This is a genomic window from Mariniflexile soesokkakense (genome assembly GCF_039650365.1).
Classification (GTDB): Bacteria; Bacteroidota; Bacteroidia; order Flavobacteriales; family Flavobacteriaceae; genus Mariniflexile; species Mariniflexile soesokkakense.
Map to the genome: position 1 here is coordinate 395,917 of NZ_JAZHYP010000001.1, position 24,594 is coordinate 420,510.

Below are 24,594 nucleotides of genomic sequence, written 5' to 3' on the forward strand. Positions count from 1 at the left end.
TTTATGATATTATTGGAAGCTTTATAATAAATGTGCTTCCTTTGTCTTTTTCACTTTCTACTGATACATGACCTTGATGGTCTTCTACAATTCTTTTTACATAGGCCAAACCTAAACCATGACCTTTAACATTATGAATGTTTCCTGTATGTTCTCTATAAAATTTTTCGAACACACGTTTGGCAGCTGCTTTACTCATGCCACTACCATAATCTTTTATTTTTAACAAAATATTGTTTCCAACATTTTCAGTATATACTTCTATTTTTGGTGCTTCTGGAGAATACTTAATGGCATTATCCAAAATGTTTACAATCACATTTGTAAAGTGGGTTTCGTTTGCTAAAATAGTCGATTTTGGTGCATCAAAAAATGTTTTTATATAACCTTGCCTGTCTTCAACCAGAAGTTCTACATGTGTAATAGCATCTTCAACTATGTCGTTCAAATCTAACCTATCCTTACTTATATTTAATTCGTTTTTCTCTAGTTTAGATATTCTTAATACGTTTTCGACTTGGGCGTGCATGCGTTTGTTTTCTTCTTTTATCATTGCCAAATAACGCACTACTTTTTCTTTATCGTCAATAACTTTTGGATTTTTTATAGCATCCAACGCCAAATTTATAGTAGCGATTGGCGTTTTAAACTCGTGTGTCATGTTATTAATGAAATCCGTTTTTATTTCTGCTATTTTACGTTGCTTTACTAATTGGTATAAAGCACTTCCATAAGCTAAAATAATAATGGAGGTAAAAATTATAGATAGTAAGATCATACCCATTATAGATGATAAAATAAACTTTTTATCATCTGAAAAACTTACCAAAAGCTTATAGGTGCTTTGGTTACTTTCGTTATAAAACATAAACACGCTAAACACCGATGCATCGTTATTCTCAAAATTATCGCTTCGTACCCTAGTAGCTAAATCATTACTATAAATGGCAAATTCAAAATCGATATTAATACTATCTTCTTTAAGCTTTTCAGATAATAACTTTTGGATTTCTTCTTTAGTTACACGTTTATGAATTGGTAAACGTGATGCTAAATCTTTATAAATATCCTCAAAAACAATTTCGTCGGTACTGGACATTTTATCTAAAAGCAACAACTTGTCGTTTGTGCTTAAATCTAAATCTAAACTAGACCCGCTATTTTGATAAATTTTTGTTTCGCGATTGTTTAAAATGCGCTTTACGTTAATGGTATCTAAACCTATGTCAAAGATCGATGAATTAAACTTATAATTTTCTTCTAAAGTACCACTTCTGTAAACTACAGTTTCTTTAGAGTCAAAATCTTCTTTAATAATATATAAATTTCTAATTGCCGCAGTATCAACCTTAACACCTTGAGAAATTAAATCTTGAAGTTTATATACATATTCTGAATACTCACGTTTTTCAATGGTATTGGAAACGTAATTTAATACCTTATTTACATTAAACCTAAATCGTTCCTTTTCGTTTTTTACAGAACCACTAATATAATAAGCTTGAACAAAAATAATCCCTATTAGAGATAAGCTCATTAATAGGATTAATAATACAAATATTTTTTTGCTCATTATTCAAAATTAACATTTTAACATTTAGTGCTAATGCCTTTTAACCTTACATTAACAAAAATGTTAAAATTTGAGTTTATTTGATAGATTTAAGAATTTTAAAGTGAATTTCTTCTACTTGATTTATAGTATTTTCAAGTTCAGTATTGGTTATTACATAATCTGAAAGCTTTATTTTTTCGTCATCAGACCATTGATTTTTCATAATGGCTTCCACTTTCTCTTCAGTTGTTTCATCTCGCTTTAACAAACGTTCTATACGTAGTTCCTTTGGTGCTGTAACGGTAATAACATAATCGCATTGTTTATAACCTCCGTTTTCAAACAAAATAGCGACTTCCTTTATTAGATAAGGGGCGTCTTGTTTTGACTGCCATTTTTTAAAATGAGCTGCCACCCGTGGATGTACAATAGCATTCATTTTTTGCAAATAGGATGTATCGTTGAAAATAATATTTGCTATAAAAGGTTTGTTTAACTGGTTGCCAACATACGTTTCCTTACCGAATAATTGAATTAGTTTTCGTTTAATAACTTTAGACCTATTCATAAGCTTTTTTGCTTCCTCATCGGCTATATACACAGGAATACCTAAGGTTGCAAACTGTTTTGCTACCGTAGTTTTACCACTTCCAATACCGCCTGTTAAACCTACTGTTATCATTCTATTATAATGAATTCTATACGTTGCTGCTTTATTTTTACATTTTTTGCCGTTTTAGGAAAATCATCTAATTCTGGCACCAAAAGCGATTGATTATTTACGGCGTTACTGTAATTACAAACTACATTAAAATCTTTTGCCGAAATTGAATTAAAATCACTTAAACTTACGTAATAAGACACATTAACTTCTTTAGGAAAATACTTTAAATTGATATTATCGGGCACATTAATAATAGTTACAGGAACTTTTAAGGTGCCCTCGGTAAACTTTTCAACGGTGGCTTTTAAAATAATTTTATCATTTGAAAAGGTTAAATCTTTATTCTTTTTAGGCAGTTTTAACTTAACGGCTTCAGATATATTTTTTCTAACATTATCTAACGAAAATTTTTCAGTTTGAACAAAACCTACCTGAGAAACTAATGCTTTAGGGCCTACTACCACAATAGAATCTGGTTTTAAAATATATGGTTTTGAAACATTAAACCCCGGACTATATTTTATATCCGAGTTGAGTTTAACGGGCACCTTTTTAACCATATTAACGCCATACCTGAATGTGAGTACTTCTGGCGATACGTTTAGCAACGCAACTTGCTTATCAAATTGGGTATTCTCTATATAAGCCTTGGACTTATTCCATATAAAAACAGAATCTTTTTTATAAACATCTTTTTTAAAATCGATTGTAATTGTTGGTTTAGAGAAGTAATAGGACATCCATTTAAAACCATGTGTTTTTAAGGTAATGCTTAAAGCTACTGAATCGTTAAAAATAACATTCTCTTTTGGCACATTCACTTTTTCAATATTAAAAACAACTGTGTTGGTATATGTTTTAGAAAGTTTTGTAAATATTAAAATGATGAACGACAGCACTAAAAACAAAAGAAACACATTTATTTTTTTGTTTTTAATGGATGTTAGTATGTCTGATTTTATTTTTTTTATCATAGCGATTTAAAAAACAAATTAGGAAAATGGATTTCGGGATTCTTTTTAAAAACATCTACAGCTAATGTCGATTTTAAAAATCCATAGCCATAACCAAAAAACTGAACGCAAATAGCAACTAACGCTAAAACCGAAACCACTATGTTTTTAGTTGTAAACAAGGCTGTTAAAAGCGCTAAAATAAAATAAATGACATAGAGCATAATGAACAACTTGATTTGGAATGCAAGAAATAAAACAGCCATGAAAAACCCCAAACTAAACACCGTAGGAAACCAATAGGTTATTTTTTTAGTTGAAGGATGCCAGCTATTTAAAATAGGGCGCACCAACCCAAATTTATAGACTTGTTTGTAAAATTTGTTCCAAGAAATACGGCGTTTGTGGTACACAAAAGCTTCTGGAATTAAGGTTGTTTTATAGCCCAGATCCCAAAGTCGGATGGATAAATCGGGATCTTCACCAGGGTGAATAAAACCAAAACCTTTGGATGCTAAAAATGCTTCTTTTGAAATTCCCATGTTAAAACTTCGCGGTTGAAACGTATCTACACTTTTTTTATTCCCTCGAATTCCTCCTGTTGTAATAAAAGACGTCATTGAAAAATTAATCGCCTTTTGCAAATCACTAAACGATTTGTGTGCCGCATCAGGACCACCAAAGCAATCTACATAATTTTGTTTTAAGCTTTTTTCAACTTCTAATAAATAGTTTTCAGGCAGGATACAATCGGAATCTAAAATAATGAAATAATTGCCTTTTGCCTTTTGCATACCAAAGTTTCTAGAATCGCCTGGACCTGTATTTTCTTTTAAATAATATGAAATATCAAGTGTAGATGCAAAAGCATCAACTACTTCTTTAGAAGATATAGTTGAACCGTCTTCAACAATAATAATTTCAAACTTATCATCCGCTTTCAACCCAACAAAACTTTGCAAAAGTTCTTGCGTTTCGTCAGGACGATTATAAACAGGAATGATGAATGAAAATTGTAATTGCATAACACAAATGTAATTAAACCAATAACAAAAAGCACTTAAAAAGAAACAAACTCATCTTTCTGATTTCGTCTAAAAATCAAAAAGATGAGTTCATTTATTATGAGAACCTAAAACAAGTTCAGGTTGACGTAAAACAAAAAAACCACCTTATACAAGTGGCTATGTTTTATTTTTTCAGACCTCACAGGTTTTTGAAATCTGTGAGGTCTTACCCAATAAATTATATAATTTAATTTTATTCTTCTCCAACAAAAGTACTCATAACAGCATCACTAACTCCCATATTGCTAAAACCTCCATCGTGGAATAGATTTTGTAAGGTCACACGCTTTGTTAAATCGCTAAATAATGTTACGGTATAATTCGCACAATCTAAAGCCGTGGCGTTACCAAGTGGTGACATTTTATCGGCATAAGCAATAAATCCGTCAAAACCTTTTACACCGCTACCAGCAGTTGTAGGTGTAGGCGATTGAGAAATGGTGTTTACACGCACTTTTTTATCGCGACCAAAGAAATACCCAAAACTACGGGCAATGCTTTCTAAATAGGCTTTATTATCCGCCATATCATTATAATCTGGGAACACACGTTGTGCTGCCATATAGGTTAAAGCCACAATACTTCCCCACTCGCTCATAGCATCTTGCTTGTAAAGCGTTTGCATCACTTTATGGAAAGACATTGCAGAAACATCCGTTCCTTTTTGTGTCCAATCATAATTTTGGTCGGTATAGTGTTTTCCCTTTCTAACGTTTATAGACATGCCAATAGAATGTAAAACAAAATCTATTTTACCTCCTAAAATTTCTACAGATTGTTTCACTAAATTTTCTAAATCCTCTAAAGAAGTAGCATCGGCTGGAATAATTTTAGACCCTGTTTTCTCAGCTAATTCATTAATTTGTCCCATTCGCATCGCAACAGGTGCATTGGTTAAAACAAAAGTTCCACCTTCTTCATGAACACGTTCTGCTGTTTTCCAAGCAATTGAATTTGAGTCTAATGCTCCAAAAATGATTCCTCTTTTTCCTTTTAGTAAATTATACATAGTTTTTAGTTTATGTGTTGATTCGTTAATTTGTTGATTCGTTTAAAAGCTAGCTTAAAACTTTTAAAGTTCAAAAATACTAAACTTTAAACTTTTAACTTTAAACTTTTTCAATTTAGTAATTCTTTTGCATGTGCAATAGCAGAAGACGACATTTCTAAGCCACCCAACATTTGAGCTATTTCTACAATGCGCTCATCATGGTTTAGTTTTACTAAATTGGTTTGTGTAACGTTGTTAACGTCTTCTTTAAATACTTTGAAATGTGAATGTCCCTTGGCAGCAATTTGAGGTAAATGTGTAATAGAAAATACTTGCATGGTTTTGCTCATTTGCAACATAATATCACCCATTTTATTGGATATTTCGCCAGAAACACCCGTATCAATCTCATCAAACATGATGGTTGGCAACTGAATATATTTTGCCAATACCGATTTAATGGCCAGCATAATTCGAGACAATTCGCCACCAGAAGCCGCTTTTTTAAGCTCATTAAAATTCCCGCCTTTGTTGGCAGAAAATAAAAATGATAAATCGTCCTTTCCATTAGCAAAAAATTCATCGCCATAAACAACTTCAATTTTAAATTGCGCATTTGGCATACCCAAAGTTGCTAAAATAGTTTCTAATTGTCCTTTCAACTGCGGAATAACCTCAGTACGCTTATCATGAATTACTTTTGAAATAGTATCAAGCTCTACTTCTTTTGTGTTAATTTCTAATCGTTTTTTCTCAATAGAATCATCTAAATTCTCTGTAAAAGACACTTTTTCTTCCAGCTGATTTTTTATTTCAATTAATTCTGAAATGCTATTTACAACGTGCTTTTGCATTAAATTGTGAAGCACACGTAATTTAGAATCGACCACTTCTAACCTATTGGGATCTGCTTCTAAATTGTCTTGCAAAACATCAACTTCTCTATACACATCATCCATTTCAATTAAACTACTATTTACTCTATTGAATAAATCTTCATATTTAGTAGCGTAGCTCGATAGCTTTTGAAGTGTATTTTTTAAAGATGTTAAAGTTGATAATACGCCTATTTGTTCTCCATTTAATAATTGATACGCCTCGGCAAGTTTTTCTTTGATACCTTCAATATTATTTAAAGTTTCATATTCTTCTTCTAGCAATTCCAATTCGCCATCAACCAAATTGGCCTCAATCAACTCATTCAACAAAAACGAGTTATAATCGTGTTCTTTTATAGCTTCAGTTTGAAAATCTAAAAGTTCTTGAAGTTCTTTTTTAAACTTTTTATAAGATTTTAATTCTAGTTTATAAGTATGAAGTGTTTCTTCGTTATTAGCCAACGCATCAATAATTTGAAACTGAAACTCATTGCTTGTTAATTCTAAAGTTTGGTGTTGCGAATGGATATCAATCAATCGTTCTCCCAATAATTGTAAACTATTTAAGTTAACTGGCGAATCGTTTACAAATGCTCTCGATTTACCTGAAGGCAATATCTCTCTGCGAATAATAGTCTGCGCTTCATAATCAAAATCTTCTGTTTTAAAAAGCGATTGAAGCTTGTAGTTTGAAATATTAAAAACTGCTTCAATCACGCACTTTTCTTCGGTGTTTTTTAAACTGCTTAAATCGGCACGTTTACCAAGAATTAATGATAAACCACCTAAAAGTATCGATTTCCCTGCACCAGTTTCACCTGTAATTATTGAAAAACCATCGTTAAATTCAACTTGAAGATTATCAATTAAAGCGTAATTTTTAATGGAAAGTGATGTTAACATTTTTTAGGTGATGGGTGTCTAAAAACTTTATTACTATAAAACTATTTTACTTTGAAACTTTGAAACTAAATAAAACTAAAACTTAATATTTTGCCATTTGCTACTATGCATTGGCGCTACTTTTTGTAGTGTTTCTTTAACGCTTGCTATGTTTACATTGGGACCATCACTAAAAATTTGTTGAATTTCATCGGCTTTAGCATCAAAAAAAGTTCGTAGTAAAAAAGAATTTGGTCGGCGATTGTTCATGGCCTGAAATTGTTTTAAAGATGTTGCTATTTGGTTTTTGCCTTCTTTAGCATTGTTACTCATTACATCTAATCCAATACGGTGGTAAGTGTACATAACATCTCTATATTCTTTAAAGGTTGGCGACAAAATATTGTCTATAAGTGCAAATCTGCTTTGTAAACCATCTGCCAATTTCCAGCCTTTAAAATTATCTTGCTGAGAGTAATTAACAATGGTTTGAACCTGTTTAAAATAGGTGTCGCCTCCGTTTGGAACAAACGATTCGGCATCTAAACCTAAAATCATATAAACATGAAATGCCAAAACAGAGACTAAATTAGATTCGTACTGCGTTGGACTGAAAATTAAATTTTGAAATTCTAAATACCTGAAATTAAAATCTTTATCGTTATAATTATAAATAGGTGTTGTAAACGATGAGCCATAAACGGGTCGAGACGATTGCACTTGTAAAGACGCTTGAAATGACTCGCCACTATAATTTACAATATTAACAATCATGCTACAATCAATGCGTTCTTGGGAGGTAAAGGTTTTGTTCGTCCATTTAGTATTATTAACAAATTCTTTTAATTGTTTTTCTAAAGTTTTAAAAATAGGCAAATTTTCGTTACCTGTTTGTTGTGCATTTACTACTACATTGCAGTTTAACTCTTGAGAAAAACCAACAATTCCAAAACTGAATATTAAAACTATAAGAATATTACGCATTAATTTTTTCTAAAATTTTATTTAATAAATCGTTTGCAACGGCCGCTTTCGACTTTAATTGAAATTCGGTTACAGTGTCATCAGCATCAATAAACGTTACTTTATTGGTGTCGCTTTTAAAACCTGCACCTGTATCGTTTAACGAATTTAAAACAATTAAATTTAAATTCTTTCTTTTTAGTTTGTCTTTTGCGTTTTCAAGCTCGTTATTGGTTTCTAAAGCAAACCCCACTAAATACTGATTGGTTTTTAAAGCACCTAAAGATGCTAAAATGTCTTTTGTTTTTTCCAGCTCTAAAGTTAACGTAGAATCTTTCTTTTTTATTTTTTGAGAAGCCACTTCTTTTGGCTTATAATCGGCAACTGCAGCAGAAAGTATGGCGATATCTACTGATTTGAAATGCTCGTGAGCAGCATTATACATATCATTCGCACTTACAACTGGAATTGTATTTATAAGACTATGTGAAACTTTTTGATGCGTAGGACCCGTAATTAAAATGACTTCAGCACCTAGATTTGCTGATGCTTTAGCTATTTCAAATCCCATTTTACCACTGGAATGATTACCAATAAACCGAACCGGATCTATAGCTTCGTGTGTTGGACCCGCCGTAATAAGTACTTTTTTTCCTTTTAAAGGAAGTTTCCCTAAAATATCGTTTTCTATAAAAGAAACAATAGCTTCAGGTTCTGCCATTCTACCCTCGCCTAACAAACCACTGGCTAATTCACCACTTTCAGCAGGAATCATTATGTTACCGTAACTTTTTAAAACTTTAAACGAGCGTAATGTGCTTTCGTGCTTGTACATATCTAAATCCATAGCGGGAGCAAAATATACAGGACATTTAGCCGATAAATAGGTTGCTAACAATAAATTGTCACAAACACCATTTGCCATATTAGACAAGGTATTTGCTGTAGCTGGAGCAATAATAAACAAGTCTGCCCATAAACCTAAATCTACATGGTTATTCCACACAGCATTTTCATCTTCTTCCTTTGTGAACGATGAATACACCGGATTTTTTGATAGTGTTGATAAGGTTAAAGGTGTAATAAAATCTTTAGCAGAAGGCGTCATAACTACTTTTACATTGGCGCCCGATTTTACAAATAACCTTACTAGAAAAGCTGTTTTATAAGCGGCAATACCAGCTGTTATGCCTAATAATATTTTTTTTCCGCTTAAAATACTCATAAAAAACAGCTTTCAGAATTCTTATGATTAATACGAATTAAACTCCAAAACCACATATTTATATCGTTTTGGAGTTTAATAATAACATTGAAATTTTAGAAATTATTGCTGATTATCTTCCTCAGTATTTCTAAAATATATTTTATCTGTTAACCATTCTTGAACAGCTAAAGCGTGTGGTTTTGGTAATTTTTCATAAAATTTAGAAACCTCAATTTGCTCTTTGTTTTCAAAGATTTCTTCTAAACTATCGTTATAAGTAGCAAATTCCTCTAACTTATCGATAAGTTCTTTTTTAATCTCTGTGTTAATCTGCTCAGCACGTCTTGCGATGATTGAAATTGACTCATAGATATTCTCTGTTGGTTCGTCAATTTGATTTCTGTCGTACGTGATGGTATTAACAGGTGCATTGGTTTTCTTTAAATCCATTGTCATTGTTATTTAACTTTTAGTGCTATATTTTTGTAATTGTTCATTTAATTCTAAAGCCATTTTGTCAACTTCTTCTATGTGTTTAGAATTAGCGAATGCTTTTTTAAACGAATCGTGATATTCTTTTGCTTGTTCCAAACGTTCTTTCTTTAAATGAACAATACCGTTTGGTGTATTTTTGTATTCTACACTATTTACAGCTAATTTGTAAGCTGAATCAAATCTTAAAAACAAAGCGTCTTCACGCAATGTAGAACCAGGAAAATCGAACATGAAATTATCGAACGATTTTACAGAAGCTGGATAATCGGATATCGTATTATATTGTTTAGCAATACTAAATGCTTTCTTTTCTAATTTATAATCCAATTCTTTAACTAATTTATTAGCTTCAGAAAGGTACTCAGACTCTGGGAACAAATTGATAAAATCTTGAAGCTTCTCGATAGCAGATCTAGTATCCTTTTGGTCTTTAGTATAAACTGGCGACAACATGTAATAACTCTTTGCCCCTAAAAAAGATGCTTCCTCTAATTTTTCGCTTTTTGGGTAACTTGATGCAAAACGTTCAAACTGATAGCCCGCTGTATAGTAGTCTTTCATTTTATAAAATGAATTCGAATATAAATACATCAACTTTTCTGCTTGTGGTTTTCCTCTATAATTAGGCACTATTTGAGCAAATAATTTATTCGCTTTTGCAAATTTACCATCATTATACAGTTCTTCTCCCATTTTAAACTTGGCAGCAATATCTTCTTTTTTTAAAACTTTTTGATACTCGCTACAAGAGCTTAAAAGCGTAATAGTTATTAATATGTAAAGAAATCTCCTCATGGTTTTGAAACAAGACGCAAAATTAAGTTATTAATATGGATTTTAAAAATATTATTTTACCGCTAAAATAAAGGCTTGAACCCAGTAATTATAAGGATTAAGTAATATTTAACAGATATATAAATTTAACTTTGCTCTTAAAACTTATTTATAAACGATTTGATTTTCTCTTTTAATGGATTTGAAGCTGGCACCAACGGCAATCTTACACTATCTCTACACAAGCCTAAAGCTTCAAAAACCCCTTTAATACCCGCAGGGTTATTTTCTTCAAAAATATAACCAATAACATCCATTAACCTGAAGTGAAGTTTGTAGGCGTCTTTAGCGTTTCCTTTCAATCCTAAACGAATCATTTCCGAAAACTCTTTTGGAAACCCTTGCCCTATTACCGAAATAACACCTGCTCCACCAGCTAAAACAATACCTAAAGCTAAATCGTCATCACCAGAAATTATTAAAAAATTGTCTGGTTTGTTTTTAATTAGCTGTAAATATTGCGACACATTGTTTCCTGCTTCTTTAACACCTATCACGTTTTTAAAATCGTTTGCTAGCCTTAAAGTAGTTTCTGGCTCTATATTTCTAGAAGTACGTCCAGGAACATTGTATAAAATAATGTCAATTGGTGATATTTCCGCAATGGCTTTAAAGTGCTGATAAATGCCTTCTTGTGTTGGCTTACTATAATAAGGTGACACCGATAAAATGGCGTCGATATTACTTAAATCGGTAGCCTTTATTTCTTCAATAACTTGTGCTGTATTGTTACCTCCAATACCTAAAACCATTGGCACACGTCCATTATTAGCTTTAGAAATGGTAGCTATTACATCTTTCTTTTCTTGCTTGGTTATGGTTACACTTTCTCCAGTAGTACCACAAACAACTAGATATTCTACACCATTTTCAATATTGAAATTTACAATATTTGTCAATGCAACGTGGTCTACACTTAAATCTGCTTTAAAAGGTGTAACCAATGCAACTCCAGTTCCTAGAAACTTACTATTCATTTTTAATTTTATTTAATATAGTTAGGTATTTAAAAATTTCGTCTTTAAATACGTTAAATTCTCTTAGGTTGGTTTTTATAATTAAATCATTTAAACGCTCGTCGGTTTGCAATATGCCTACTTTTAATTGCGCTTTTGATAAGGCTGTTAGCAATTTTAATTCTGTTACCTCAGCTTCGTAATAACTGATTAGGACATCAAATTTAGTATCTAAAAAGGTTTGCAATTCGCTATTTTTTATAACACCATGCCAACCAAAATCGTCTAGATTAAAACAAACATCCCAAGATTTAAGGGTCTGCTTTTTATTTGATGAAAACGCTATGAGCTTTAATTTGTTTGGAAGCACTTTTAAATAAGATGATAGCTTATTAAACTGTTCAAAATCATCAACCTCATCTAAATTAAAGATAATTCCCAAACTTTCAACCTTATTATCTGAAACATTAATATGCCGTTCAGATAACAATTTGTTCATGTACTTTTTAATAGATTTTTCCTTAAAACCTTTTAAAATCATTTATCTTTATACTTTGCGCAAAGGTAACAAAAGTACATTCAAAATATCTATTAAAAATATGAGGTTTACATATTTAATTTATTTGTTATATATATTACTCTTTTTTAATTGCAAGCAGCCTAAAGCATATGTAACAAAAATTGAAGGCAAACAAATTCCTATTACAGATTCATTAGCTATCGATTCTGAAATTGAAGCCTTTATTAAGCCTTACAGAACACATATTGAAAAAGACTTAGATAGCGTATTGGCATATTCGGTTGGTACTTACACAAAAACTGATGGCGCATTTAATACAGCCATTGGGAATTTTATGGTTGATGCTGTGTATGATGAAGCAAATCCTATTTTTAAAAGTAGATATGATAAAAATATCGATTTTGTATTTCTCAATTTTGGAAGTATCCGATCAATCATACCAAAAGGAAATGTTACAACTAGAAACATTTTTGAAATAATGCCTTTTGATAATGACATATACATTGTAGCCTACAAGGGTAGCCAAGTATTAGGTCTTGCCAAAGAAATTGTAGAAAATAAACAAGCACATCCTATTTCCAAAATTAAAATAGTAATTGATAAAAACTATAACTTAATTAAAACAACTATAAATAACGAGGAAATAGATACTTCAAAAACATATTATATAGCTGTATCAGATTACATGTATAATTCTAGAGTTGATTTTTGGTTGCCAAATGATGGTGTTTATCCTCTAAATTACCATATTCGGAATATCTTAATTGATCACGTTAAAAAAATTGACACTATCGAGCCTGTTATGGATGATAGGTTTACACAAATAAATTAAATCATGAAAAGAAGAGATTTTATACAAAAAACATCGGCAGGTGCTTTAATAACTATTGGCGGTTTTGGGTTAACATCATTTACTAACTCAACAAAAACATCAAAAATAACTATTTTACATACAAATGATGTACATAGCTATATTGACACTTTTGGTCCAAATGAAGGTAGAAACTCAAACAAAGGCGGTGTAGCCAGAAGAGCCAGTTTAGTGCAATCTATCAGAAACGAAAACCCCAACACACTTTTATTTGATGCTGGCGATTTTTTTGAAGGAACACCCTATTTTAACTATTATGGTGGAGAGCTAGAGCTTAAACTAATGAGTAAACTTAAATACGATGCAGCTACCATAGGCAACCATGATTTTGCAAATGGATTAGATGGATTATTGGCACAATATCCACATAAAGATTTTCCTTTTTTAATTGCTAACTACGATTTTTCAAACACTGTTTTAGATACCCAAACTAAACCTTACCAGGTATTCATTAAAGACAAAATTAAAATTGGTGTGTTTGGTTTAGGCATTGAACTAGAAACTTTAGTTCTTAAAAGCCTTTACAAGGAAACTAAATATTTAGACCCTGTTGAAATAACACAAGACATAACACGTATTTTAAAAACCAAAGAAAAATGCGATTTGATTATTTGCCTGTCGCATTTAGGATATGAGTACAAGAACAGTGCTGAGAAAATATGCGATCTAAAACTTGCCGCTTTAACTAAAGATATTGACTTAATAATTGGTGGACATACCCATACTTTTTTAACCAAACCAACTGTTGTTAAAAATAGTGAAGGCAAAAACATGTTGGTAAACCAAGTGGGATGTTATGGTATTAATTTGGGGAAAATTGATTTTTATTTTGATGCCGATAAAAACAAATCTGCAAACGGAACATCAATTATTGTTTAAGACAAAACCGTATCAGACGAATAGCTTTCTTCCAACTTTATTTCCTTAGGTTTCTTTAATATAACCTCTCTACTCATAACATATTTAAACATTACATAAAGTGCCAATGCATATAAAATTCGCTTTAGTAATTCCAAACTCCAATTATATACATAATATAGATTTATATAACTCAATATTACAGATAAGCCAAAAAACACAACGGCTGTTAAAAACAAAACAGATTGTTTCGTTTGCCTGTTTAAATACACCCCAAAAGACACAAAAGTTAAAATAATTAAAGTGATACTTTTTACACCATACAAATGCACCTCTGTACTATTTGGTATAATAACTTTTAACATACTATATATAGTAAACAAGAAATAAAGGCTAATTACAAAAACAACCAGTAAATACACACCTATTAATTTATCAAATTCCAAAACCTTAAATTTAGGTGCCACCATAACTATTAAGCAAATGTAACTTAATATATAAAGTACACTTGATCCTTCAATTAAAGCATCCTCAGAAAAAAGCATGGGAGCTATATCGCCTAAAAAAGAAAACAATAAAAATGAAATAAAGGCAATCCCTAAAGAAGTATATCTTATAAAAAAGAAGATTAGATATACAGGAATGAAAAGCGGCATAACCGTTTTCATTACCAAAGCATCTTCTATTAATGCTCCAACAACATTTAATGCTATTAATAGAATTAATGCACCTAGAAATACTGTATTGAAAGTAAATTTAAACCAATTTTTCACAATGTCACATAAGTAAGTTCAACCAAATATAAAAAATAAAAATTATTTCAACGGAAAAAATGTACTTTTAATCGATTATATAATGATTATTGTGCGTTTTGTCGGATAAATTAGAAATTTTCTGATAAGAAGCTAATCCAAAAGCATCTAATGCTATGTCATCTAAACACGCATGATGAAAAATTACATTCCTCTAGAATTAATAATTATAGTAGCCTCCAATTCAAACACTTCGCTTTAAATTTACCGCACAACCAAATAATGTGTATATTTTTTAAAAAATTGGACTAGAACCTTATGGCAGAATACCTATAGGTAGTTCAGAACTTATTGCCGGTATTTTATTGCTCATACCAAAAGCCATTTGGGTTGGGGCACTAATAACACCTAGGTGTTATTAGTGGCGCCATATTTATGCATTTAACAATATTAGGCATTGAAATAAATAAAGATGAAAGTATTTTATTTTACACAGCAGTGCTAACTTTTATATTATCTGTAATCATTTTATATTTATACAGAAAAGATATGACTTTAAAAAAGCAGGTTAACTAACCAACATAGCTGACTCATCCAGCTCGACTTCTCGTTCTATTCTTGATTGTCTATAGAAGAAATAAAACGCTGACACATATAATGTTATATAAACAACACTAAGAAAATGCCTTTCAGAAATATAAGTATAAGCTACCCAAATTACTTCACCAAACACAATGCATAAAGCGCCTAAAAACATATACAAAGACTTCACATTATCTTTGTAAAAATAGTTCACCAACGCAACCGACAGTAACAATAGCATAACTATATTATATATCAATTCTACATAGTATTCATTTGTTTTGGCTACAAAAGGATCTACTATAACTTGTAAAACATGAATTATATATATGTTTAAAATGGTTAAAACCAACAAATGAATTTTATAATTTCTTATAACATGAAATAAAGAAATAGATTTAGAAACTTCAACAACCAAAAAACCATATGCTAATATGTATAAAGAATTCCCTAAAAAATAATCAATATTATTTGAAACATAAGGCGTTAAAAAAAACATTAAATCTGAAACAGAAAACAACACTAAAAAAAGTGTAAAAAACAATGATTTCTTCTTTACCGTTACAAAATATAACAAAGTAACTACTGGCAATATAATTGATTTGAGAGCATTTGCAATTACATCTTCATCGCTAAACTGAAATACAACAGATAGAATATAAAGTAATAATGCTAAAATCGCCAAGGCTTTCGACTTGTTCATGATAACAATTTATAGTTGAACTACAAATATAATTAAAATATACAATTAAACGTTAAAAAATACATTTAATCGATAAAAAACACTTTTTATTTTATTTTTTGTAAGAATTCGTATTCGTTTAATATAGGTATTTTTAAGCTATCCGCCTTTATTTTTTTACTTGGGCCCATATTATCGCCAGCAACAATAAAACTAGTTTTTGATGAAATAGAACTGCTTACTTTACCGCCATTATCTTCTATAAGCTTTTTAAGTTCGTCGCGCGAAACAGATTCAAAAACGCCAGAAACAACAATACTTTGTCCTTTTAGTATATCGGTTTGACCAATAAGTTGTTCTGCTGAAATTTCTAACTGAACACCAAATACTTTCAATCTGTTAATTATAACTATATTCTCCTCTGAAGAAAAGAAAGCACGAACACTTTCGGCGATCTTAACACCAATCTCATCAACATTAACTAGCGCTTCTTCCGATGCTTCAGCAATGGCATCAATACTTTTGTAATGCTTTGCCAATTTTTTAGCAACGGTTTCTCCAACATACCTAATCCCTAAGGCATATAACACGCGTTCAAAAGGGATGTTTTTAGATTGTTCGATGCCTTGAATTAAATTATCGGCACTCTTTTCTGCCATCCGCTCCAATGGAATAACCTGCTCTTTAGTTAATCCATACAAATCTGAATAATTGGAAATCAAGCCTTCATTAACTAAAAGCGCCACAGTTTCGCCACCCAAACCTTCAATGTCCATTGCTTTTCTAGATATAAAATGTTGTATCCGACCAATTATTTGAGGATTACAACCATTGTAATTTGGACAATAATGTTGTGCTTCACCTTCTTGTCTTACTAATTCTGTTTCACATTCAGGACAATGTGCAATATACTCGGTTGGATTAGAGTTTAAAGGACGCTTAGTTAAATCGACCCCCAATATTTTAGGAATAATCTCCCCTCCTTTTTCTACATACACTTCATCACCTACACGTATATCCAGTTTTTCAATTTGGTCTGCGTTATGTAAAGATGCACGTTTCACTGTTGTTCCTGCCAGCTCTACAGGTTCTAAGTTAGCCACCGGAGTAATGGCTCCAGTACGCCCCACTTGGTATGTGATACTATTTAGTTTTGTTGAAACCTGTTCTGCTTTAAATTTGTATGCCATAGCCCAACGTGGTGCTTTGGCAGTATACCCCAACTCTTCCTGTTGCTGCAAGCTATTTACTTTTATCACAACTCCATCAGTTTCATAAGGCAAATCATGGCGGTTTACATTCCAATAATCTATAAACTTTAAAACTTCATCAATGGAATTAGCAATTATTGCCGCACTAGGCACTTTAAAACCCCATTTTCTGGCTTTTTCTAAACTTTCAAATTGTGAATTGACACCCAAATTTGACCCTGTTAAATTGTAAAGCATACATTCCAACGGGCGTTTAGCAACCTCCGCACTGTCTTGCAGTTTTAAACTTCCCGAGGCTGTATTTCTTGGGTTTCTATAAGGTTCTTCGCCAATTTCAATACGCTCTTCGTTCATTTTATTAAACCCATCAAAAGGCAAAACAATTTCACCACGAATATCAAATTTTTGAGGGTAATCATTTCCTTTTAACTGTAATGGCACCGATTTTATAGTCTTCACATTCGCTGTTATATTATCCCCATGAAACCCATCACCCCTAGTTACCGCTTTTTGCAACATACCGTTTTCATAAGTCAAACTAATGGAAGCACCATCGTATTTTAATTCACAAGTGTATTGAATAGTGCCATCTATTTGTTTTTTTATTCGTGTTTCCCAGTCTAGTAAATCTTCTTTTGAATAGGAATTATCTAACGAATACATGCGGTAATCATGTGTAATGGTCTCAAAGTTTTTGGTAATCTCACCTCCTACCCGCTGTGTTGGTGAATTCGCATCAAATAATTCTGGATGCTTCGCTTCTAATTCTTGAAGCTCTTTTAATTTTATATCAAAATCGTAATCAGAAATGGTTGCATTATCTAGCACATAATAATTGTAGTTGTGCTCATTCAACTCGTTACGAAGGTTTTGTATTTGTTGTTCTATATTCATAGTATCTGCCACTAATTCACTAATAGATGTATTCTATAATTGTTATTCTTTAATTCCTTTAATCATTCTATCTTTTTTGAAAATATCTTGTTTTAATTCGATGTTATTGAAATTATTATCTACCAATAATTGTATCATTTCTTTCCCAAGATATTCATTGATTTCAAAAAACAACTCGCCATTTTTAGCTAAATTTTCAACAGAAAACTCTGTGATAGCCTTATAAAAAAGTAACGGGTTTTCATCTTTTACAAACAAAGCCAAATGCGGTTCGTTATTTAAAACATTGGGTTTCATAAGCTGTTTTTCTTGCTCCCTTACATAAGGAGGATTTGAAACTATAACATCAAAATTCATTCTATTGATGTTGATAGTTATCGGAACGGAATTCCAAGTTTCAGGCTTTAGTATATCGGCTTCAATAAATTCAACATCCACATTATTTGATTGTGCATTTTTTTTAGCCATATTAATAGCTTCTTTACTTACATCTAAAGCATAAACCTTAGCGTTTGTCAAATTTTTGGCCAATGAAATTGCAATACAGCCACTACCTGTTCCCACATCTAAGATTCTAAATTCTGAACTCTGATTTCTGAATTTAGAAATTATCCACTCAACCAATTCCTCTGTTTCTGGTCTTGGTATTAAAGTATGTTGATTTACTTTAAAAGGCAATCCATAAAACTCGGTTTCACCTAATATATATTGAATGGGTTGCTCTTCTTTTAACAAATTTAAAGCATTCAAAATAGCTTTGTTACTATCAGCCGAAAATTCAGGCTCCATTGCCAACTTCAATCTAGACACATTATAATACGATTCTATGAGCATGTAAAAGAAGCTGTCTACCTCTTCCTTACTATAAATAGCACCTAACTCTAAATGGAATGTATTTTGTATGTCTTTTAAATTCAAAGTTTAAAGTTTCTAAGTTACTGACTATAAAGTTACAGAGTTATAAAACAATGAGAAAACCAATCGCTAATCATAAATCTTTAATCATCCAAACACCACACGAGTAATGCCCAGTATTTCCTAAAGCACCTTTTAAATGCTTAAAACCATAACTTTCATAAATATGAATAGCCGCTTTAAGCTGTGGTGCCGATTCTAGATAACATTGTTTGTAACCCAGCTCTTTGGCAGATTGTATACATTTTTCAAAAAGTTGTCTACCATAACCTTTTCCTCTTACTTTAGGTGAAAAATACATTTTTTGAATTTCGCACACGTCTTCTTCAAAATCCTTTAAAGGTTTAACTCCACCTCCACCTAAAATTTCTCCCGCAGCATCAATCACAAAATAAACATCATTAGCGTTTTGGTACGACTCATACATTTTAGGTGTTTCCTTATCTGAATACGCCGTACCTTCCAAAGGAATTTTAAATTCATGAAAACACGCTCTAATAACCTGCTCTATTTGAGCATTATCGCTAGGTGCTATTTTCCTAATAACAATAGTATCTTTACTCACATTAAAATATTAATTTTGTATCGATGTTTATCGGGATGAAGATACATTAAATCTAAAAAAACAGAGATGAAACGCTTTATAATCTTATCAACAATATTCATTACTTTTTTAAACTGCTCTGTAAATGAGAAACCCGAATTTTTAGGAGTTGAGAACATAAAAATGCTTGAATCTACCCCAGAATATATCATTTTTTCTGCTGATGCTTTATTTGAAAATCCAAATATTATCGATGGCGAACTTGAAGTAAGCAACATTAAAGTTTATATTGACAATAGTGAAATGGCTTCGGTTTCATCTAAAAGTTTTAAAGTCCCTGCAAAAAAGGATTTTTCAATACCTTTAACAGCCAATGTTCCCATTGATAGTATTTTTGGTGACGAAAACTTAAGCACTTTAATTGGCAGCTTACTAAGCAAAAAAATGACCGTACAATATAAAGGTGTGATAAACTATAAAGTTTTAGGTTTTTCCCATACGTACAATATTGACAAAACCGAAGATGTAAAATTAAAATAACTCACTTTTTTTTGACCAATCACGAAACATACATAAAACGCTGTATAAACATTGCTAAAAACGGTTTAGGTTCCACTAGACCCAACCCTATGGTTGGTAGCGTTATTGTATATAACAATCAAATTATAGGCGAAGGTTATACAAGTACTTATGGTAACAACCATGCAGAAGTAAATGCTATAAACTCGGTAAAAGAGAAATCACTTTTAAAAGAATCTACTATATACGTAACTTTAGAGCCCTGCTCCCATTTTGGAAAAACACCACCTTGTAGCGACTTAATTATAAAACACCAAATACCAAATGTGGTTATTGGCTGTATAGATGACAATGTGCAAGTAGCAGGAAAAGGTATTGAAAAACTAAAAAGTGCAGGTTGCAATGTGATTGTTGGAATTTTAGAAAACGAATGTAAAGCACACCACAAACGCTTTTTCACCTTTCACAATAAAAAACGGCCATATATTATTTTAAAATGGGCGGAAACTGCTGATGGCTTTATAGCACCTAATACAAAAAACGAACAAAAACCGGTTTGGATAACCAATGCATATTCCAGACAATTAGTGCACAAATGGCGCACCGAGGAACAAGCTATTTTAGTGGGCACCAACACCGTTTTACAGGACAACCCAAGTTTAACGGTTAGAGACTGGACCGGGCAAAATCCTATTCGTATTGTACTAGATAAAGAAAACAAACTTTCTAAAGATTATACAGTTTTTAATGAAAAAGCAAAAACCATTGTTATCTCAAACAACGAAATAGATTTTTCTAAAAATGTGGCGCAACAAATTTGTGATGTCCTTTTTAAAAACAACATCAATTCCGTTATAATAGAGGGCGGCTCTAAAACTTTACAAACCTTCATTAATGAAAACCATTGGGATGAAGCGCGTGTTTTTACAGGAACTATCCTATTTAAAAAAGGTGTAAAGGCACCAACCTTTTCTGGAAGGTTAGTTTCTGAAGAAAAAACAATTACAGATACCCTCAAAATCTACAGAAATGACTAAAACTATTATTTTCGACTTTGGTAACGTGTTTATCAATTTAGATATTGAAGGCGCCATCAAACATACTTTTAATTCATTTAAAATTGATGCTCTTTCGGAAGAAATGACGGCGTTTAACAGTTTCTATGAACAAGGTTTAATTTCAACCAAAGAATTTATCGAGTTTTATGTTGAAAATTTTCCAAACATTTCAAAAGAAGAAATAATAGACATTTGGAATTTTATGTTGAAAGATTTTCCAAAGCATCGTTTAGAATTTTTAAAACAATTGAAAGCCACTTCAAAATACAAGCTCATTCTTTTAAGCAACACGAACGAACTTCATATAGATTCCATAAAAAAAACCATACCATTTTATGATGAATTCAAAAACTATTTTGATGCGTTTTATTTATCTCACGAAATCAATTTAAGAAAGCCAAATAAAGATATTTTCGATTTTGTTCTTACTGAAAACAAATTAATTGCCAACGAATGTCTTTTTATTGATGATAATGAAGACAATTGTAAAACCTCAAAATTTTTAGGCATTAAAACCTGGCACATCAATCCAAAAACAGAAGATATTACAAATTTGTTTAAACTTAAAAGTGAGCTATTTAATTAAGTTTGGTTGAAAAAGACACATACAAAACCATTGAAACTTCAACCGAAGGCATTCTGTTTAAAGAAAAGAATAGCAAATTTTTCGGTTACGCCTTCCCTGTTTTAAATGAAGATGATGTAAAACTTCATATTGAAACCTTAAAAAAAGAACACCATGCTGCAAGACATTGGTGTTATGCCTACCAACTTGGAACAGAAACCATATACTACCGAACTAATGATGATGGCGAACCTAGTAATTCTGCAGGCATGCCTATTTACGGACAAATACAATCTTTTGAAGTTACCAACATTTTAATTGTAGTTGTTCGCTATTTTGGCGGTGTTAAACTAGGTGTTGGTGGTTTAATAAGTGCTTATAGGGCCACCGCGCAATTAACACTTGAAGCGTTGTCTATTGTTGAAAAAACCATCAATATCGATTTTCTAATTACTTTCGATTATAAAAACATGAATACGGTAATGCGTATCATAAAAGAAAAAAAATTGAACATTACTAATCAGAAACTAGAATTGAATTGCCAAATAACAATCTCTGTTAGAAAAAAAGAAGCTGCATTTGTTTTTGAAACTTTTTATCATCTTTTTGAAATCGATATAAAAGAAATTTAGATTAATTATTAATAGCGTCTAAAATGTATTGTGGTGCTTTTATTGGCCTGTTAGTTTTCATATCTATAAACACCAAAGTAGTATTAGCCATTGTTAAAATTTCCCCCTCTTCATTAGTAATTTCATACTCAAATTCTATCTTAGCCGTGGGTATGTTTTTTAGTTGAGTTTTTACATTAATTACATCGTCATAAACAGCTGATTTTTTATAGTTTATATTTAAAGAAATTACTGGTAGCATTACACCGTTTTCTTCCATGCTTTTATAGGAAACCCCTAATTTACGAAGCCATTCAATCCTACCCATTTCTAGGTATAATGCGTAGTTTCCGTGATAAACAACGCCCATTTGATCGGTTTCTCCATATCTCACTCTTATTTGTATTTCGTCGATTTTCATAAGGTTTATTAAATATTTTTTTGTAGCTTCGGCAAGGGGTTAAACATGGGGAAAAAATTCTGAAAATTCAATACTATTTCATTTTTTTTTTAAGAATTTTGTCCACATATTTGCCAAACCAAAAAGGGGGTTAATATTATTAATTTTCTTTCACAAACCTAACGAACAAAACCAGAAGAATAAACATGAGTATAACTGCGCAAACGGTATGGAATAATTGTCTCGAATTCATAAAGGATAATATTCAGCCGCAAGCTTACAAAACTTGGTTTGAACCAATTCAAGCAGTTAAACTTACTGATAATGCTTTGAGCATACAAGTACCTAGTAAATTCTTTTACGAATGGCTTGAAGAACACTACGTAAAAATCCTAAAAGTATCATTAACTAAAGAATTAGGTGAAAAAGCCAAACTTGTTTACATTATTAAAATGGAAAACACCTATGGCAACAAACAACCTTTTACTGAGAAAATTCCAAGTTCTAATAGAACTGCCATGAAATCTCAGGAAGTTGATGTTCCCTTGAACAATAAAAACCCGGAATTACGAAATCCGTTTGTAATTCCTGGAATTAGAAACGTAAAGATAGAATCTCAACTTAATCCTAATTATAGTTTCGAAAACTTTTTAGAAGGCGATTCTAACCGTTTAGCTCGTAGTGCCGGTTTAGCAGTAGCTTCAAAACCAGGTGGCACTTCGTTTAATCCGTTACTAATTTTTGGAGGTGTTGGTTTAGGGAAAACCCATTTAGCTCATGCTATTGGCGTTGATATTAAAGATAAATACCCCGAGAAAACGGTTTTATACATTTCTGCTGAAAAGTTTACACAACAATATATAGATTCTGTTAAGAAAAATAATAGAAATGATTTTATCCATTTCTATCAAATTATTGATGTGCTCATTATTGACGACGTACAATTCCTTTCAGGAAAAACAGGTACTCAGGATGTGTTTTTCCATATTTTCAACCACTTACACCAAAACGGCAAACAGGTTATTTTAACAAGTGATAAAGCACCTGTTGATATGCAAGATATTGAGCAACGTTTATTATCTCGTTTTAAATGGGGGCTTTCTGCAGAATTGCAGACACCCGATTTTGAAACCCGTGTTTCTATACTAAAAAACAAATTATATCGTGATGGTGTTGATATGCCAGATGATATTATTGACTATGTTGCAAAAAACATCAAATCGAATGTACGGGAGTTGGAAGGTGCTATTATTTCATTAATTGCCCAATCGTCTTTCAACAAGAAAGAAATCACCATTGATTTAGCAAGAATTATAGTTGAGAAGTTTGTTAAAAACACCAAACGTGAAGTTTCTATTGATTATATACAAAAAGTAGTGTCCGATTATTTCCAAATGGATATTGATACATTACAATCAAAAACAAGAAAGCGTCATATAGTTCAAGCGAGACAATTAGCTATGTTTTTTGCTAAAAAGTTCACCAAGGCTTCATTAGCAAGTATTGGTTCCCAAATTGGAAAACGCGACCACGCCACTGTTTTACACGCTTGCAAAACTGTTGATAACTTATCTTCTACAGACAAGCAGTTTAAAAAGTATGTTGAAGATATTACCAAAAAACTTTCAGTCTAAACTCAACTAAAATGACTAAGATTCTAATGGTATGTTTAGGCAATATTTGTCGTTCTCCATTAGCTGAAGGCATTTTAAAGTCTAAACTTCCAAGTGATTCGTTTTTTATAGATTCTGCTGGAACGGGCGATTATCATATTGGTAAAAACCCAGACATTCGTTCCATTGCCGTAGCTAAAAAATACGGTTTAGATATCTCGAATTTAACAGGACGCCAATTCAATGTTTCAGATTTTGATGCCTTTGATATTATTTATGTGATGGATGAATCGAATTACCGAAACGTTATACTACTTGCAAGAAACGAGCAGGACAAAGCAAAAGTCAACTTCATTTTAAACGAAATTCATCCAAACCAGAACCATAATGTTCCAGACCCTTATTACGGCGGAAACGATGGTTTTGAAAATGTTTATAAGATGTTAGACGAAGCTTGTATTGTTATTGCTAAAAATCTTCAAAAGTAATTCCTATAGTTTTCACAAAAGATTTTTTGTAACTTAGGCTATCTTAACTCCCTAAATACTAACAAG

General features: G+C 31.6%; 26 protein-coding genes. 8 read left to right on the forward strand and 18 right to left on the reverse strand.

What is annotated here, in order from left to right:
- Position 1: 1 nt before the first annotated feature.
- The 12 genes from VP395_RS01720 to VP395_RS01775 form a co-directional block, all read right to left on the reverse strand.
- The gene (locus VP395_RS01720; RefSeq protein ID WP_346239978.1) at positions 2-1,573 is read right to left on the reverse strand and encodes a sensor histidine kinase; all 1,572 of its coding nucleotides are present in this window, start codon (positions 1,571-1,573) and stop codon (positions 2-4) included.
- A gap of 76 nt (positions 1,574-1,649) precedes the next feature.
- On the reverse strand, positions 1,650-2,237 hold the full coding sequence (gene coaE / locus VP395_RS01725) for a dephospho-CoA kinase (protein ID WP_346239979.1): 588 nt from the start codon (positions 2,235-2,237) through the stop codon (positions 1,650-1,652).
- Positions 2,234-3,193, reverse strand: a complete 960-nt coding sequence (locus VP395_RS01730) for a CdaR family protein (protein WP_346239980.1) — start codon at positions 3,191-3,193, stop codon at positions 2,234-2,236. Before VP395_RS01730 ends, coaE begins: the two co-directional genes overlap by 4 nt.
- Positions 3,190-4,197: a glycosyltransferase family 2 protein gene (locus VP395_RS01735; protein WP_346239981.1), complete on the reverse strand. Its 1,008-nt coding sequence runs from the start codon at positions 4,195-4,197 to the stop codon at positions 3,190-3,192. Before VP395_RS01735 ends, VP395_RS01730 begins: the two co-directional genes overlap by 4 nt.
- A 235-nt stretch (positions 4,198-4,432) precedes the next feature.
- On the reverse strand, positions 4,433-5,248 hold the full coding sequence (locus VP395_RS01740) for an enoyl-ACP reductase FabI (RefSeq protein WP_346239982.1): 816 nt from the start codon (positions 5,246-5,248) through the stop codon (positions 4,433-4,435).
- A 110-nt stretch (positions 5,249-5,358) separates the two neighbouring features.
- A complete protein-coding gene (gene recN / locus VP395_RS01745) occupies positions 5,359-7,011 on the reverse strand; it encodes a DNA repair protein RecN (protein WP_346239983.1) in 1,653 nt (550 codons plus the stop codon).
- Positions 7,012-7,086: 75 nt separating this feature from the next.
- A complete protein-coding gene (gene porD / locus VP395_RS01750) occupies positions 7,087-7,974 on the reverse strand; it encodes a type IX secretion system protein PorD (protein WP_346239984.1) in 888 nt (295 codons plus the stop codon).
- A complete protein-coding gene (coaBC, locus tag VP395_RS01755; protein ID WP_346239985.1) occupies positions 7,967-9,178 on the reverse strand; it encodes a bifunctional phosphopantothenoylcysteine decarboxylase/phosphopantothenate--cysteine ligase CoaBC in 1,212 nt (403 codons plus the stop codon). Before coaBC ends, porD begins: the two co-directional genes overlap by 8 nt.
- A 102-nt stretch (positions 9,179-9,280) precedes the next feature.
- The gene (locus VP395_RS01760) at positions 9,281-9,610 is read right to left on the reverse strand and encodes a DNA-directed RNA polymerase subunit omega (RefSeq protein WP_346239986.1); all 330 of its coding nucleotides are present in this window, start codon (positions 9,608-9,610) and stop codon (positions 9,281-9,283) included.
- Between the two features lie 12 nt (positions 9,611-9,622).
- Positions 9,623-10,450 (reverse strand): outer membrane protein assembly factor BamD, encoded by an 828-nt coding sequence (locus VP395_RS01765; RefSeq protein ID WP_346239987.1) that lies wholly within the window; start codon positions 10,448-10,450, stop codon positions 9,623-9,625.
- 137 nt (positions 10,451-10,587) lie between these two features.
- Positions 10,588-11,466, reverse strand: coding sequence for a 4-hydroxy-tetrahydrodipicolinate synthase (dapA, locus tag VP395_RS01770; RefSeq protein ID WP_346239988.1), 879 nt, complete (start codon positions 11,464-11,466; stop codon positions 10,588-10,590).
- The gene (locus tag VP395_RS01775; RefSeq protein WP_379884034.1) at positions 11,459-11,986 is read right to left on the reverse strand and encodes a DUF6913 domain-containing protein; all 528 of its coding nucleotides are present in this window, start codon (positions 11,984-11,986) and stop codon (positions 11,459-11,461) included. The genes dapA and VP395_RS01775 overlap by 8 nt, the downstream gene beginning before the upstream one ends.
- A 58-nt stretch (positions 11,987-12,044) precedes the next feature.
- On the opposite strand from VP395_RS01775, the gene VP395_RS01780 reads away from it, so the two are divergent.
- On the forward strand, positions 12,045-12,797 hold the full coding sequence (locus VP395_RS01780) for a 5'-nucleotidase C-terminal domain-containing protein (RefSeq protein ID WP_346239990.1): 753 nt from the start codon (positions 12,045-12,047) through the stop codon (positions 12,795-12,797).
- A gap of 3 nt (positions 12,798-12,800) precedes the next feature.
- Complete coding sequence (locus VP395_RS01785) at positions 12,801-13,715, forward strand: bifunctional metallophosphatase/5'-nucleotidase (protein ID WP_346239991.1); 915 nt, start codon at positions 12,801-12,803, stop codon at positions 13,713-13,715.
- On the opposite strand, the gene VP395_RS01790 is transcribed toward VP395_RS01785, so the two are convergent.
- The 5 genes from VP395_RS01790 to VP395_RS01810 all read right to left on the reverse strand — a co-directional run bounded on the left by VP395_RS01790 (position 13,712) and on the right by VP395_RS01810 (position 19,295).
- Positions 13,712-14,467, reverse strand: coding sequence for a hypothetical protein (locus tag VP395_RS01790; RefSeq protein WP_346239992.1), 756 nt, complete (start codon positions 14,465-14,467; stop codon positions 13,712-13,714). The two genes, VP395_RS01785 and VP395_RS01790, sit on opposite strands and share 4 nt — an antisense overlap.
- A gap of 547 nt (positions 14,468-15,014) precedes the next feature.
- A complete protein-coding gene (locus VP395_RS01795; RefSeq protein ID WP_346239993.1) occupies positions 15,015-15,731 on the reverse strand; it encodes a hypothetical protein in 717 nt (238 codons plus the stop codon).
- Positions 15,732-15,817: 86 nt separating this feature from the next.
- The gene (gene ligA, locus VP395_RS01800; protein WP_346239994.1) at positions 15,818-17,815 is read right to left on the reverse strand and encodes an NAD-dependent DNA ligase LigA; all 1,998 of its coding nucleotides are present in this window, start codon (positions 17,813-17,815) and stop codon (positions 15,818-15,820) included.
- A gap of 42 nt (positions 17,816-17,857) precedes the next feature.
- On the reverse strand, positions 17,858-18,733 hold the full coding sequence (gene prmC / locus VP395_RS01805; RefSeq protein ID WP_346239995.1) for a peptide chain release factor N(5)-glutamine methyltransferase: 876 nt from the start codon (positions 18,731-18,733) through the stop codon (positions 17,858-17,860).
- A gap of 70 nt (positions 18,734-18,803) precedes the next feature.
- Positions 18,804-19,295 carry a GNAT family N-acetyltransferase gene (locus tag VP395_RS01810; protein WP_346239996.1) on the reverse strand — a complete coding sequence of 164 codons (492 nt, stop codon included), beginning with the start codon at positions 19,293-19,295 and terminating at the stop codon, positions 18,804-18,806.
- Between the two features lie 66 nt (positions 19,296-19,361).
- On the opposite strand from VP395_RS01810, the gene VP395_RS01815 reads away from it, so the two are divergent.
- Genes VP395_RS01815 through VP395_RS01830 form a run of 4 tightly spaced genes read left to right on the forward strand, consistent with a single transcriptional unit; the run spans position 19,362 to position 22,048 of the window.
- Positions 19,362-19,814: a hypothetical protein gene (locus VP395_RS01815; RefSeq protein ID WP_346239997.1), complete on the forward strand. Its 453-nt coding sequence runs from the start codon at positions 19,362-19,364 to the stop codon at positions 19,812-19,814.
- 11 nt (positions 19,815-19,825) lie between these two features.
- Complete coding sequence (gene ribD, locus VP395_RS01820) at positions 19,826-20,830, forward strand: bifunctional diaminohydroxyphosphoribosylaminopyrimidine deaminase/5-amino-6-(5-phosphoribosylamino)uracil reductase RibD (RefSeq protein WP_346239998.1); 1,005 nt, start codon at positions 19,826-19,828, stop codon at positions 20,828-20,830.
- Positions 20,823-21,437 (forward strand): HAD family hydrolase, encoded by a 615-nt coding sequence (locus VP395_RS01825; RefSeq protein WP_346239999.1) that lies wholly within the window; start codon positions 20,823-20,825, stop codon positions 21,435-21,437. The genes ribD and VP395_RS01825 overlap by 8 nt, the downstream gene beginning before the upstream one ends.
- 2 nt (positions 21,438-21,439) lie before the next feature.
- Positions 21,440-22,048 carry an IMPACT family protein gene (locus VP395_RS01830; protein ID WP_346240000.1) on the forward strand — a complete coding sequence of 203 codons (609 nt, stop codon included), beginning with the start codon at positions 21,440-21,442 and terminating at the stop codon, positions 22,046-22,048.
- A gap of 1 nt (position 22,049) precedes the next feature.
- Here VP395_RS01830 and VP395_RS01835 read toward each other — a convergent pair whose 3' ends face one another.
- Positions 22,050-22,448 carry an acyl-CoA thioesterase gene (locus tag VP395_RS01835; protein WP_346240001.1) on the reverse strand — a complete coding sequence of 133 codons (399 nt, stop codon included), beginning with the start codon at positions 22,446-22,448 and terminating at the stop codon, positions 22,050-22,052.
- A gap of 185 nt (positions 22,449-22,633) precedes the next feature.
- On the opposite strand from VP395_RS01835, the gene dnaA reads away from it, so the two are divergent.
- Complete coding sequence (dnaA, locus tag VP395_RS01840) at positions 22,634-24,061, forward strand: chromosomal replication initiator protein DnaA (protein ID WP_346240002.1); 1,428 nt, start codon at positions 22,634-22,636, stop codon at positions 24,059-24,061.
- 11 nt (positions 24,062-24,072) lie between these two features.
- Complete coding sequence (locus tag VP395_RS01845) at positions 24,073-24,528, forward strand: low molecular weight protein-tyrosine-phosphatase (protein ID WP_346240003.1); 456 nt, start codon at positions 24,073-24,075, stop codon at positions 24,526-24,528.
- Positions 24,529-24,594: the final 66 nt, after the last annotated feature.

Excerpts from the sequence above, each read along its gene's own strand:
- coaE (WP_346239979.1), bottom strand. The coding sequence starts at position 2,237 with ATGATAACAGTAGGTTTAACAGGCGGTATTGGAAGTGGTAAAACTACG.
- recN (WP_346239983.1), bottom strand. The coding sequence starts at position 7,011 with ATGTTAACATCACTTTCCATTAAAAATTACGCTTTAATTGATAATCTT.
- dnaA (WP_346240002.1), top strand. The coding sequence starts at position 22,634 with ATGAGTATAACTGCGCAAACGGTATGGAATAATTGTCTCGAATTCATA.
- ligA (WP_346239994.1), bottom strand. The coding sequence starts at position 17,815 with ATGAATATAGAACAACAAATACAAAACCTTCGTAACGAGTTGAATGAG.
- VP395_RS01775 (WP_379884034.1), bottom strand. The coding sequence starts at position 11,986 with ATGATTTTAAAAGGTTTTAAGGAAAAATCTATTAAAAAGTACATGAAC.
- VP395_RS01815 (WP_346239997.1), top strand. The coding sequence starts at position 19,362 with ATGAAACGCTTTATAATCTTATCAACAATATTCATTACTTTTTTAAAC.
- VP395_RS01780 (WP_346239990.1), top strand. The coding sequence starts at position 12,045 with ATGAGGTTTACATATTTAATTTATTTGTTATATATATTACTCTTTTTT.
- VP395_RS01765 (WP_346239987.1), bottom strand. The coding sequence starts at position 10,450 with ATGAGGAGATTTCTTTACATATTAATAACTATTACGCTTTTAAGCTCT.
- VP395_RS01720 (WP_346239978.1), bottom strand. The coding sequence starts at position 1,573 with ATGAGCAAAAAAATATTTGTATTATTAATCCTATTAATGAGCTTATCT.
- dapA (WP_346239988.1), bottom strand. The coding sequence starts at position 11,466 with ATGAATAGTAAGTTTCTAGGAACTGGAGTTGCATTGGTTACACCTTTT.
- VP395_RS01835 (WP_346240001.1), bottom strand. The coding sequence starts at position 22,448 with ATGAAAATCGACGAAATACAAATAAGAGTGAGATATGGAGAAACCGAT.
- VP395_RS01785 (WP_346239991.1), top strand. The coding sequence starts at position 12,801 with ATGAAAAGAAGAGATTTTATACAAAAAACATCGGCAGGTGCTTTAATA.
- VP395_RS01825 (WP_346239999.1), top strand. The coding sequence starts at position 20,823 with ATGACTAAAACTATTATTTTCGACTTTGGTAACGTGTTTATCAATTTA.
- VP395_RS01735 (WP_346239981.1), bottom strand. The coding sequence starts at position 4,197 with ATGCAATTACAATTTTCATTCATCATTCCTGTTTATAATCGTCCTGAC.
- porD (WP_346239984.1), bottom strand. The coding sequence starts at position 7,974 with ATGCGTAATATTCTTATAGTTTTAATATTCAGTTTTGGAATTGTTGGT.
- VP395_RS01795 (WP_346239993.1), bottom strand. The coding sequence starts at position 15,731 with ATGAACAAGTCGAAAGCCTTGGCGATTTTAGCATTATTACTTTATATT.
- VP395_RS01740 (WP_346239982.1), bottom strand. The coding sequence starts at position 5,248 with ATGTATAATTTACTAAAAGGAAAAAGAGGAATCATTTTTGGAGCATTA.
- VP395_RS01845 (WP_346240003.1), top strand. The coding sequence starts at position 24,073 with ATGACTAAGATTCTAATGGTATGTTTAGGCAATATTTGTCGTTCTCCA.
- VP395_RS01760 (WP_346239986.1), bottom strand. The coding sequence starts at position 9,610 with ATGGATTTAAAGAAAACCAATGCACCTGTTAATACCATCACGTACGAC.
- coaBC (WP_346239985.1), bottom strand. The coding sequence starts at position 9,178 with ATGAGTATTTTAAGCGGAAAAAAAATATTATTAGGCATAACAGCTGGT.
- VP395_RS01730 (WP_346239980.1), bottom strand. The coding sequence starts at position 3,193 with ATGATAAAAAAAATAAAATCAGACATACTAACATCCATTAAAAACAAA.